9 protein-coding genes and 1 pseudogene are annotated in these 12,895 nt (G+C 30.4%); all 10 read right to left on the reverse strand.

Translation table 11 applies throughout. The features are described from left to right. Positions 1-188: 188 nt before the first annotated feature. Complete coding sequence (locus RR409_RS17175) at positions 189-935, reverse strand: polysaccharide deacetylase family protein (RefSeq protein WP_332558999.1); 747 nt, start codon at positions 933-935, stop codon at positions 189-191. Between the two features lie 207 nt (positions 936-1,142). Then, positions 1,143-1,670, reverse strand: a complete 528-nt coding sequence (locus RR409_RS17180) for a transporter substrate-binding domain-containing protein (RefSeq protein ID WP_332559000.1) — start codon at positions 1,668-1,670, stop codon at positions 1,143-1,145. Between the two features lie 363 nt (positions 1,671-2,033). Then, positions 2,034-3,017 carry a sodium:calcium antiporter gene (locus tag RR409_RS17185; protein WP_332559001.1) on the reverse strand — a complete coding sequence of 328 codons (984 nt, stop codon included), beginning with the start codon at positions 3,015-3,017 and terminating at the stop codon, positions 2,034-2,036. A gap of 273 nt (positions 3,018-3,290) precedes the next feature. Then, a complete protein-coding gene (locus tag RR409_RS17190; protein WP_332559002.1) occupies positions 3,291-3,857 on the reverse strand; it encodes a DNA-3-methyladenine glycosylase I in 567 nt (188 codons plus the stop codon). A gap of 314 nt (positions 3,858-4,171) precedes the next feature. Then, on the reverse strand, positions 4,172-4,420 hold the full coding sequence (locus RR409_RS17195; RefSeq protein WP_332559003.1) for a cytoplasmic protein: 249 nt from the start codon (positions 4,418-4,420) through the stop codon (positions 4,172-4,174). Between the two features lie 337 nt (positions 4,421-4,757). Further along, positions 4,758-6,752, reverse strand: coding sequence for a methyl-accepting chemotaxis protein (locus RR409_RS17200; protein ID WP_332559004.1), 1,995 nt, complete (start codon positions 6,750-6,752; stop codon positions 4,758-4,760). A gap of 363 nt (positions 6,753-7,115) precedes the next feature. Beyond that, a complete protein-coding gene (locus RR409_RS17205; protein WP_332559005.1) occupies positions 7,116-8,174 on the reverse strand; it encodes an NAD(P)H-dependent oxidoreductase in 1,059 nt (352 codons plus the stop codon). A 153-nt stretch (positions 8,175-8,327) separates the two neighbouring features. Beyond that, positions 8,328-8,486 carry a hypothetical protein gene (locus RR409_RS17210; protein ID WP_332559006.1) on the reverse strand — a complete coding sequence of 53 codons (159 nt, stop codon included), beginning with the start codon at positions 8,484-8,486 and terminating at the stop codon, positions 8,328-8,330. 11 nt (positions 8,487-8,497) lie between these two features. Then, complete coding sequence (locus tag RR409_RS17215; protein WP_332559007.1) at positions 8,498-9,784, reverse strand: lactate dehydrogenase; 1,287 nt, start codon at positions 9,782-9,784, stop codon at positions 8,498-8,500. 150 nt (positions 9,785-9,934) lie between these two features. Then, a pseudogene (locus tag RR409_RS17220) lies at positions 9,935-12,895 on the reverse strand (cytidyltransferase); the annotation flags it as partial.

Raw genomic sequence — 12,895 nt, forward strand, 5'->3', positions numbered from 1 at the left:
TTTTATTCACACTTGCAATTAATGAATAATTTATTTTATGAACAACTTAGTAATGTTCATTATCTTAATAATTCATTTACCTTTAGAACTTATTCATAAAGTTTAGGAGAAAATTCAATATTTATGTTGATATGAAATAAAAGTATTTTATGAAAGCATTTCTTAAGGGTTTTTCACCCTCATGTGAATTAGCTATTAAATATATTTTTAAATTCTTCTAAATCATAGTGTAAAAGCACACCATTTCTATTAAGTTCTAATGGATTAATATCCTTTGTGTTTTCTCCACCACTTGATGTAAATCCTAGTAAAAAACCTAATTCCTTTAGCCATTGTATGTTTTCTTGTGTATAACCACCAAAAGGATAAGCAAACACATTCTTAACATCAACAAAATCTTCACATTCTAAAATATCCATATTAAAAGTACTTTTATCTATGGTTTGAAATGCTGTTTTCTCATCTTTTCTTGTATGCAAACTATTTGTATGATTTGCGTATTGGAATACATCCCTCATAATATCCAGTTCTTCTTTTGATTGACAAACAGATTCTCTACTAGAATATTGATGACTTTCATTAAATAGCCAATCTAATACCACGAATCCCACCGCATTAAATTTATATTTTTTTAAAATTGGATAAGCATACATTAGCACTGATTTATACATATCATCAAAGGTTAAAAGCACTGATTTTTCTGGCAGTGATTTATTATTATAGTAAAAATCTATAACATCCTCTAATTTCAAAGTGGTGTATCCATTTTCATATAGATATTCCATTTGCTTTTCAAATTCCTCTAAAAAGCAAAATAAAACTTTAGGAAGTACATCCCTATAGTCTTGTTTAACTTTTATTATTGAATTATTATTTGTATCAAAATCTTCTGTTTTAATAATTTCATGATACATTAGCACGTGAAACTTATTCATTGTTTTTCTTCCTCTTTTCCCATTATTAACTGATTACACTGACATTTAAGATAACTTACATTAAATTACTTGATAATCAATAATTTTACATAGTTAACATAAATTCTCCAGATTTATTATACATCAAATGATTTTATATGTACATGTTAAATTTATAACTATACCTGGGATAATTAAGGGGTTACTTTTACTTATTTTTTACCTTTATTAGTTTTCTTTTAACCATTTATCTGATATTTTTTTGATTGTTCCATCTTCATTCATGGACTTAATAGCTTTATTTACTTCTTCCATTAACGCTTCATCCTTAGGATTTTTTCCAAAAGGATATTGATTTACTGAAGTTATACCATTATCAATTATAGGTAATGTGTGGTTGTAATTTTCTCCATTTTCATCATTAGTAGGAAATTTATATACTACTGTGTCAATTTTTTCTGAATCAATTGAATTTGCTAGTTCACTTTCTTTTAATGACTTGAAATTCACTTTATACCCTAATCTTTTGCCTATTTCATCCCAAAGGTCTGTTTGAAATCCTTGTTGCTTGTCCACAGGTGTGGAGCAACAACTTTCATCTACACTTATAAGCCCTACGTTAATTTCTTTGTTAATAGATGAGTCCTTAGTAATATTAGTATTACTTGTATCTTTTGTGTTACAACCTGAAAACACTGATATGCCTATAATTACTATGGATACCACTGCAAGAAGTTTTCTCTTCATTACTCTCATTATTTTATCTCCCTGTTTTATAACTTTTTTAGTGATAAATAGCTTAAATTTTAAGGTTTCTGTTCTTCATTATGGTTCCTTATGGTACTTAGATAATTAATTTCTTAACCTTTATAACATTTTACAGGATACATATGATATATGTAGTTTGAAATCTTTGAAGTTTATTAATGTAATTAGTCAGCTGCTAGTTTAATTTGAAATATAAGGCTATACCAACTTTATATTTAAAAACTTTGATTTCATAAATAGAGAATAAAAACCTTAAAAAGTGCATCAAAATCCATAATAAATCTTATCATAAGTTGAGATGTTTTTATAATTGATAATACCTATAAATGAACTTAGTACTATTTGCATTGCCTATAGTATTATAAAAATAAACGTACCATATAAAAGTCCACTGCAAGTTAACATAAAAGGATTTATTTCACCTTTTATGTCTAAATAAATGTATTGAAATATAGCAGATATAAGTGTAAGCATCATGATTAAAAGTGATGTTGCATTTAATGCCCAATTTGTTGCTACAAGTCCAAAAGCGATGGGAATGGTGCTTTGAAACACCATGGCACCTGTTATATTTCCAAACGCTAAGTTATCCTTCCTGCTTCTTATCCACATTATAGAATTGAATTTTTCTGGAAGTTCTGTGACTATTGGTGATATTATCATGGATAAAATAAATGAGGACATCCCCAATGTGGTGGACAATCTATTAATATTATCAACAAATTCCTCACTAGATAAAACTATGCCTACAAGTGAAAGCAAAAGTTGAATTAAAATAAAGGTTAACCCATCATTATTAGTTATTCTACTTATCATAAGAATTGGGGCTGACTCTTCATTACTTCCCTGATGTTTTAGAGTTCTAACGATATAGATAAAGTATAATAATATTAAAAATGTAGCTCCAGAATAAAAGATAGATTGATTTTTAGTTAATGAAAATATCATTGTTGCTATGTATGCAATTATAAAAAAGGACAAGTCTCTCATGAATATCTCTTTATCAAGGTTTAACTTTAACGTTCTTTTTCTTCCTAACGAATACATAATGGCAGCAAAACCAGTCACAAAAAAACCCAGAGAAGATAACATAAAAGGAGCTCCAAGAATTGCTCCAGTACTAATTCCACTACTAGAAGGTTTGTGGCTTAAAATTGCAATAATAGGAATCATTGTTTCTGGAAGTGCCGTGCCTACTGCGGATAGTACACTTCCAACCACCCCATCTCCAAGCTTTAGTCTTTTCCCTAGGTTTTCAACACTGTTTGAAAACATATGACAAAAGAATAAAATCAGTGCAATATTCACTACTATTAAAGGTACAAAATTTAACATATATATTACCTCCGTAAAATGCTCATTACATAATATATATATAACTTGTACCAAAAAAATTCTTATGGTATATGTTTTTATTTTCTGTGTATTTTATATTAATTTTTCACACTACTACATAAATATTTTTCATTTAAAACTTTTATATAATTCATATCTCTAAATATAAAAAGCTTATCTTATATAGATAAGCTTAAATAAATACTATTTTATTTTATATAACACCTTAATTTAGGGTTTCTATGTTGACTTTTCAATTAGAATCTTCTTATACTATTTAATTATAACTTCCTTATGCCTAATACAATCTACTACATGATCATTTATTATTCCGGTTGCTTGAAGATACGAATATATTATTACAGGTCCTAAAAACTTAAACCCTCTTTTTTTCAAATCTTTACTTATCCTATCTGAAAGTTCTGTTTTAGCTGGAACTTCAGATTCACTACTCCAATGATTTATCACTGGTTTATTGTCAACAAAACTCCATATGTATTTGGTAAAAGAGCCAAACTCCTTTTGTACTTCTAAGAATCTTTCGGCATTGTTAATAGATGCTCTTATCTTCTTTTCATTTCTTATAATGTCTTGATTTTCCATAAGTTGTTGGACTTTTTCTTCATTGAATATAGCAACTAAAGTTGCATCAAAGTCTTCATAGCATTTTCTATAATTTTCTCGCCTTCTTAATATGGTTATCCAACTTAATCCTGCTTGTGCAGACTCAAGCACTAAAAATTCAAAGTGCTTCTTATCATCAAATACAGGCACTCCCCATTCTTCATCATGATATCTTACATAAAGTTCATCATCTTTACACCAAGAGCATCTTTTCATTTCATTTCCTCACTTTCAACCTTTATATAAACTTATTGTAATACCTTTCTTGAAGTTTGTCTAAACTTCTTAAAACATCTAGACAATTATGTAAATCAATTTTAAGTATCTTGTTATTTATTTTATTTCAACTTTCATATTGTTTAAAATTACATTATTATTATATTTATTTTAAGTATACCCTAAGTGTAAAAGCACTTGAATATTATAGAAATTTCTATAATATCGAAGTGCTTTAATAAAATGCAGTATTAATATTAAATCTTAAACAACTCTTATGAACAAATTATCAAATTTAATCTTTAAACTTTCATTTATACTTCAAACCAATACTTGTTTAAGCTTTCTAACGTTTCTTTATCTAGTGGATAATCCGATACATCCCCCAATACACTGTCAGCATTGCAATAAGGACATAATGCTGTTCTTCCATCATCTATCCATGAAGTAATTTCTTCAGGTTTAAATAACTCCAAGCAATGATAACATGCACATTCAGTGCTCTTTTCTAACTTTTTTTTGTTGTATATGGAATGTCTTGATGCTTCTTCAATGGGTCTCATAGAATTCTCTCCTTCTGTTTTTTAGTTAAATGTCAAATAAGTTTTTCTTATTAAATCTAATTGAAAATTTATTCTATAAATATTTAACTTTCTCCGTAGTTAATACCTAAGGAAAAACCCTTCTCTAAACTAATAGATAAACGCCTTTTACTAAGGTGATTTTTAACTCTCCTTCATATTCTTCGTATCACTATATATTTTTTTAATACTGAAACTACTGGAAAATCTACATGTTATTGGTGCTTAATTGCTTGTATATTTAAATATAATGAGATAAAAAGGCTGATAAGGATACTTATTCCTTATCAGCCTTTTCTAACTATAGATATGATTAAAACTATAACTTAAACTTACTTACTTCAGTCTGTAGCTTCTGAGATAATTCTTGTAATTCTTCTGCATAGTTAGTGAACTCAGTCATAGATGCACTAACCTCTTCTGTAGAAGCAGCTACTTCTTCTGTTGCAGAAGCTGTTTCTTCAGATATAGTAGATATATTTTCTATTCCTGCTAGAATATAATCTTTTTTCGAATTTATATCTAATGTTGCATTTTTTATCTCTTGTACTTTATCTGTTAAAACGAAAATTCCATTTATAATATTATTAAATATTTCCTCTGTTTTTATCACTACATTTTCTTGTTCTCCAACAGTCTTTTCTGTTTGATTTATGGCCTTAACTGCTTTTTCTGACTTGCTTTGAATAGTTTCAACAATCCTTCTGATTTTCTCAGTAGAATTTTTAGACTCCTCTGCTAACTTTCTAATTTCATCAGCAACAACTGCAAATCCTCTTCCTGATTCTCCCGCTCTAGCTGCTTCAATAGATGCATTTAACGATAGAAGATTAGTTTGCTCTGTTATTTGAGATATAGCATCTGATATAGCATTAATCTCTAACATACTACTGTTAACATCTCTTACAATTTCACTTACTTCTATGGCAGATAACTTGGTTTCTTTAGATTTCTCCGTTAGCTCCTTAACCATTCCTAATCCATTAGAACTTAACTCTTGTGTACTTGAAGAGATTTCTCCCATTTCTTCAGTAGACACTGTAACTTTATCTAATCTTTGTGAAAACTCTTCCATATTAGTAACGGCTTCTAATGAACTTTCTGCTTGTTTAGTAGCTCCTGAAGATATTTCTTCTACTGCTTGTGATACTTGATTGATAGATGCAGAAGTTTCCTCAGACATAGCTGCTAAATTTGTTGCCGTATCTAATACAACTTTTGAAGAGGCTTCTACACTCTTTAAAGATGAAGAAATATTATTTATCATAGAGTTGAAGTCTTCACCTAAGGCACCAAATTCATCCTTAGATTTAATATGTACTGACGTTGTTAAATCACCACTTGACGCACTACCAAAAGCATCTCTCAGTTTATTTACATTTGAGGATATGCCCTTACTTAAAAGTAACGAACCCACTATAGAAGCTATAAGTACTATTAGTACAGTGATAAGCATCGTATCTCTTATGCTATTAGTATCTTTTATAAGTTCCATTTCATCCATAGGAGCCACTAACTTCCACCCTGTAGCTTCATTAGTATCATAGGATGCAAATTTATTTTTTCCTTGAAACTCATATTTTCCAAATCCTTTTGCATTTGCTTTAACCTCATCCCATATAGCTATAGTGGTAGGAGAATCACCACCGATTAGAGTTGAATCCTTATGCGCTATCATTATCCCCTTGGTATCGGAAACAAAAACATAACCACTATCCCCAACTTTAACATCTGTTATATTCTTAGATAGTTTTTCTAGATTTATGTTCATAGCTACTACACCAATTGGTTTATCATTTTTTATTATGGCCTTTGCAATAGCTACCACATATTTTCCTGTGGATGCACTTTTAAAAGGCTGTGTAATTATAACTTCTCCATTTTTAGCCATAGCCAAAGTATACCATTCTCTTGTTTTATGATCATAGTCAGCACCCATATCTGACTCAGGATAAATTCCGAACTTTCCTGATTCAGTACCAACGAATACTGTTAATATATCTTCATCACTACTTTGAACATCAGCTAATAGTAATTTTGCAAATCCAAAATTTGCTTCATTATCATCTACATTCACAAAGTTATAATTTGCTCCAAGTGTTTTCACTTGATTAGACATAGCACGGAAATAATTAGTAAGTCCTCTATTAACCTCAGTTAAAGTTTGTGAGCTAGTTACCTCTAATTTCTTACTTAATATTCCTTGAGAATTAAGATAATTTGTAACTCCTAATGCGATTAGTGGAATTAAGCACATTGCCATAAAACTAACCATTAGTTTAGTTTTTATTGTTATACGATTCTTTGTTTTCACCTTCGTTTTCCCCCATATCAATTTATAATTTCATCATAATTCTCCATATTATAACATAATATACCAAAAAGATACATATATTTTAGAAAACGCGTTAACTTTTTAACCAAATTTTACAGATTAATTAAGCTTAGCTCTTATTTTTAGTAGAATTTTCTCGTATTGGTTCATTTGTATTCATAATTTTTGAAATATTTAGTTTTAATTCACCCATTTATTGTTATTATCTTATCAAGTAATATATTTGGTTATTTTTCATAAAATATCACTTTAAGCACCTCATAAATTCATTTTAGAAGTTCATATATTAGAATAAAAAGCTTCCAGTATAAATTTATACTGGAAGCCTTTTAACGCACTATTCTATATTAATATTTTTATTCCACTTTTAATATTTTCAGCAAATAACTTACTATGATTTTCTATATTTTCAACTTTAAAGATTGCCATTGGATCATTAGCAATTGCCATAAGAGAAAAATAAGGTGGAAGTCTGAATCCCTTATTTATATTTAAAGCACCAATAAGTTGCTTAGTAATGGAATCACTTCCTGAGCTTCCTGAAACTACTACAGCAAAAATGCTCTTTTCATGAAAGGACATTTGGCGATAAAGCACAGTAAGTCTATTTATCACGGCAGTTAAATTTGCTGCAATAGCATCATTATAGTTAGGACACAACCATATCACAGCATCTGCAACTTCTATAGAAGGCAATACTTCTTCTGTCATTATGCCTCCATAAAAGCATCTATTATTGTTCCCATAGTGAGTACATAACTTATAGGCGCAACCATGGCAATCCTTTACTTCTCCAGCTTCAATTTGTAACTCCTTGACCTGATAGTATTCTAAATTCTTAGATACCATTCTCCATAAATCTAAAGTATTTGAGGTTTTATGTGGACTAGAGTATAAGGCTACAATTTTAGGATTTTTTAAAATCACTGAGTTATCTTCCATTAATCTTTTTACTAGTTCTTGTGAATTCTTCAAGCATATTTCCTCTAAAGACATATCTAAAGTTTTTTGCCATGTTAGAAAATTCTTTAAAGTACTTATAGCTTCTATAAGAGGATGACCAATAAAGCCACACCCTAAGTTATTAGCTAGAAAAATTATATCCTGCGCTGTTCTCTTAGTTCCAAGTTCAGTTTCACTATGAAGAATAACAGCACCTGTGCATCCTTTAAGACTATGATTTCCCTTTTGCATTAATTTTGAAAAAAACTCTAGAATGAAAATATCTGTGCCTACATTGCTAACCTGTGATACAAATAATAGTTTTTTATTTTGTAGGTCAGGTATAGAGTCCAAGTTATCAACAATAGTATATTTAATATCCTTTATTGCAGCTTGAAGCATGTTGTTTAAAACTACTGATATATTTTTATTTGGCAAAATTACATATAATTCTTTCATAATTACCCCCTTTGCCATATAAGTTTTGTTTAAATTTTCCTATTAAGGTGATGCAGGTAAATAAGCTAAAGTATAAATTACAATTTATAAGCGCTAGGTTTTTAATTCATTATAATTAATACTATGTTCTTATAATTTATATACTAAAGTAAATTAGGATTTTTTACTGCTCTTCTTTTTTTCTATTCTTATACACCAAGTGTCTGTGGTTTTGTTTTCATGGTTCTCCCTACACTCCTTACAGTTTCCATGTCTTGGGCATTTTCTTGTGCAGGGGCAATTGGGATTTAAAGTTATTATTTTGTCGCTCATTAACTCTACCTCTATAATTTGTATAATTGATCAAGAAGGTTATAAGTATATTCTAACTTGTTAAAAAGATTCTGAGGTAAGTCTAAGGTTTCAATTTCGGTGCAGCCTTCAGAAAATCTATTTCGACAACCCATAAAGGTTCCGCCAATAAATGTAGCACTATAATGCCACTGAGAATTTATGGTTGCAAGCAGTGATAAACTTCCTGACGATAATGCTGGTGCGATGTATGGTTTAAACCCAGTGCCACGAATCTCTAGGTTGGCAGTTTTGGTTCTTTCTGTGAGATCCTGTGAAATCTTTTCATTGTAATTTATTATACTATCAGCAATTATTAATCCTTCACCATGAGGTCCAAAAGCTCTACCTTCAGTTATATACTGCCTAGTTTCTGCCTTTTCATTGGCATAATAACATGCCCTACCATTCATAACCCCTAGTCCGTAGCCCCTAATTTGCTCTGGCGCCAGGCCTTTAAAATCCATATTGTTTTTTTCATCTTTATTACTTTCCTCAAATGCAGTCCTGCAAAGTAAATCTACTGGATCAGAAACCACTACAAAAACTCCCTTAAAGCCTCTTTCTCTTGCCTTTCTTCCATAGCTTCCTAAGATTTTAGCATTACCTTTAAACTGCACTAGTCTTACATCTTCCCCTTCTTTTCCTACCTCCGGAACTCCTACAGAAACACAGAAGATGAACATATCGCAGTTGAAAACTTCCTCTTCTTTAAGCCCTATTATCTCTATATTTCTTTCCTTCATATCTGGGGATAATATTTGACCAAGTTCAAACTTCCAACGATTTATTTTATTTTCATCTCTATCATAAAGTCCTAAAGAGCTAATTTTTTCATAACCTAATAGTTTTAACCCTGTAAGCAATGTTCCTCCCACATCTCCAAGACCAACTACATTTACTCTCCACTTCTGTGTTTCTTTGTAGTTTAGTACCTCTTCCCAGGTAGGATAGAGAGGATTAACTGAAATCACTCTCTTAGATTCTATTGCCTCACTTAACCACTGTGGAATATTTTCTTCATTTTTCTTAGGAACTTTTAATAGTCTTAAGCTCTCATCTTTAATAAATAAAAACTCCACGTGATTAACTATGAAACTTCTCCTAGAAACTTTAGGATTAAGGGGATTTATTGCAAAAATCTTCCCCTTATATCCCTTAGCTTCTTCTTCTGTTATTTCTTTTAATGTTACATTAAAACTTTCCTTGAAATCACCTTTTATCTCACTATAGCTTGCTGCTAAAATTAAAAGCTTTTCTTTGTATAAATAATAAAACATAATTTACCTCTTTCTTTTGCACTAATTATTGTTATACTTTATAGCTCCATGAACTCTACATATTAGCTTTGGAATTTTACCAAAGAAGCAAATAAACTTCTTAATTTTCATATGGCAACAATTATATTCAAGTGTTAATTTATACATCAACTAATCTTGAAACATATTTTCAAGTCTACTTAGCTGTTCTAAATCATTTTGCAAGTAATGAGAAGGTGCAATGCCTAAGTCATAATGCATATCTCTTCCTATATCTGGACGGCGTGGAGTGGTTAACACTTCCCCTAAGGAGGATAAGCTTAAGTTACGCGAGTATAACAAATGATATTCATTTTCTAATGTTCTTAATATATCTACAGCATTTTCAATAGCTACCTTAGATAATTCATAGATATTTTTACGAGATGTATTTTTTATAAACACTGGGCATGTGTAAGGAAGAATAGAGTTCACTGACGGAATTAAGTTTCTTCTTGCGTAAGTTCCTCTCCAAAGAGCATCCCCACCTATAAAAGGATACATGGCATTTTCGTTAAACCAAATCTTAAGCTTTGGAATAAAGTAAACTGTATCTACTTCCCTATTTTGCATATCCATAAGATCTTTTCCTCGGCCAGATAAAATCCCTGAAATAATTTTTTTAACCACCACTCCCTCTGTTTTCAAGAGAGGGTCTAATGCCTTAATTCTATATCCTTTATGAAGAATGTTATCTACCAGTATTACTGGTCTACTAAAGGATTTGATCATTTTAACTTGATTCTCAAGACTTAAGTAATATGGTGGTTCCCCAATAAAAAAGCTTTTCATATCAGGGCTATAGTACTTTTCTGTGTGTAATGCTTTTGTTACAGTGTTCGGAACCACATATCGATCTAAAATGTCTCCATATGGAACACACATGGCATCTCCATATTCCTTATTATGAGATATTTTAGTCGAAACTTCATTTTCCTTACAAATCTTTTTAATCATCTTTTGATGAAGAACATCACTTTCGAAGTATATTACAAGCTCTCCTGGATAAAGTCTCACTAATGCTTCTTGTAGTTTTTTCCTTGTGGAAGCAATTACTGCCTTAACTTTATTATTGCTTCTAAAGGGCTCCTTTAGTATGTTCTCCATATCTAAGTTAAGTACGCAAGGATTACTCATATCAACCATTAAGGTTTCAGCACTTCCTTCACACCCTTCTACTTCCCTAAAACCATATAAACTTAACATTTTCAACAAAGATTGTGAATACACTTCTTCAGCTTTGGGTTTGAAAATTGCGAACTCGTAATCCCTAGATAAAGCATAGGCCAAAGTTTCAGTAATCAATATTTGTTCTAAAAATTTATTTTTTTCTTTATTATTTATATACATGGCATCTATAAGAATAAGTCTTCCTGCTCCATGTTCACGAATATATCTTGAAACATTTTCACAGTGGAATTCCCTATAAAGATTGTGTGATCGAACCCAATGAAGAGATGAAAATCCTAAGATTTCACCACTTTCTCTATTTTTTATAATTACTAACTTTGGAGCAGTAGTTTTTGAGTGTTCTGTTAACAAATCAAATATTACCGACCTATCCCTGCAAGAATTACTAATATCCTCTATTAAATCAGCTGTAATCTCCTCTGCAAACTCAATATCCACATTTGATGAAGTTAGGGACATCTTCTCTAGGGGCTCTCTTTGGTAGAATCCATTTTCATAGATATATTGCTGTACTAGAGGATCAATTAATGTAGATATGTCACGATTTCTATCTATATAATCTCTAATTTGACTAGAACTGATGGAAGCATAGGTGGAAGGAAGATTTAATACTTTTATCTCTCCCTGTATTTTTTTCTTTGCTTCCTCTAACTGTTTACTTTTTCCTCTTTCAAAAATAATATGTGGAAAACTGTGAATAGAATTTTCTAAACTAGGCTTTTTATAGCAAGAAGCGTTTAATACTACATCGCTACCTGCCACAAAATACACCTGAGAATCTTTAAAGTTTTCTTTTAATCTCTTTAAGTCTTCCTCATTTGAAATATTTGTTTGAAATACTTCAGGGTAAACAAATATATCAAGTTCATCAGCTATAGACATATTTATTAAAATCTTTCTTAATAAATTAGGTAGTGTCTTTTTCGACCAAGAAAATTCATCTACTGCAAGGTACACCTCAAAACCCATATCTCTTATAGCCTTTGCAATAGTTTTATGACTTAAAGAGAAAGGATCAAAGGTACCTGGAAAAAATGCTGTTTTTGATGGTATTGGTATATTAATATCTCCTTGAAAAAAGCTATAATCTGAGATAAACCTATAAATATTATTTAATGCTGCTGAATTCGTTAGAAATATTATTCTATCTCTTTCATCATCAGTTATTAATGTAAGAACTTTTTTTGCAATGAGCTTAAATACAATATTTTTTTCTTCCAGGTTCAAGGTTTTAGATCCAAAAATATCCTTACCTAAGGTGCTTATAGCTGCTTGTTTAACCTTTATCTTATAGTCACCAAGCCCATTTAACAGTATTCCTACCATACTTACTAGACGTCTGTAACTAGCTTCTTTTCTTTCATTAAATCTACCTTCATATTTTCCATAACTTGAAACACACACACCTACAGTTTTTAAAATTAGTGGTTTGATATTTTCTTGGGAGGCTTTAATTTTGAACCTAAAGTCCTCAATGATTTCATTGAATTCCTTTGGTTCCAGCCATAATATTACTTCTCCAAGAAGTGGTGGTATATATTCAGTAAATCTATGTTCATCAATTTCAAGAGCCCTTAAAAGTTCTACCGCTACTTCATTTCTCTCTGGCAAGGTTAATTCAGGCATAATCTTTAGTATGGCTAACCCTGCCCTTTTTCTCACTGTTTCCACTGCACTTACCTTTAATAGATTACAAAAATGAATAGCTGTATGAAGTCCAGTTGCCCTTATGTTTTTTAAGGTGTGACTTAATAATAGTTCAATTTGATTTTTTTTCTTAATCCAATTGGTGGCTGATTTTAAGTTACTTAAAAATATTTCTGGTATTCTTACATTGTCTAATTCACAAAACTTTTCAAAATTCACAACAATATCATTTAGTTCCAGAGTTTTTGCAATTTC

Origin of the sequence: Clostridium sp. (assembly GCF_036642255.1) — a bacterium.
In the GTDB taxonomy this organism is placed as follows: Bacteria; Bacillota; Clostridia; order Clostridiales; family Clostridiaceae; genus Clostridium_J.

Coding starts and splice junctions, on each gene's coding strand:
- RR409_RS17175 (WP_332558999.1), bottom strand. CDS start 935: ATGAATAAGTTTCACGTGCTAATGTATCATGAAATTATTAAAACAGAA.
- RR409_RS17180 (WP_332559000.1), bottom strand. CDS start 1,670: ATGAGAGTAATGAAGAGAAAACTTCTTGCAGTGGTATCCATAGTAATT.
- RR409_RS17185 (WP_332559001.1), bottom strand. CDS start 3,017: ATGTTAAATTTTGTACCTTTAATAGTAGTGAATATTGCACTGATTTTA.
- RR409_RS17190 (WP_332559002.1), bottom strand. CDS start 3,857: ATGAAAAGATGCTCTTGGTGTAAAGATGATGAACTTTATGTAAGATAT.
- RR409_RS17195 (WP_332559003.1), bottom strand. CDS start 4,420: ATGAGACCCATTGAAGAAGCATCAAGACATTCCATATACAACAAAAAA.
- RR409_RS17205 (WP_332559005.1), bottom strand. CDS start 8,174: ATGAAAGAATTATATGTAATTTTGCCAAATAAAAATATATCAGTAGTT.
- RR409_RS17210 (WP_332559006.1), bottom strand. CDS start 8,486: ATGAGCGACAAAATAATAACTTTAAATCCCAATTGCCCCTGCACAAGA.
- RR409_RS17215 (WP_332559007.1), bottom strand. CDS start 9,784: ATGTTTTATTATTTATACAAAGAAAAGCTTTTAATTTTAGCAGCAAGC.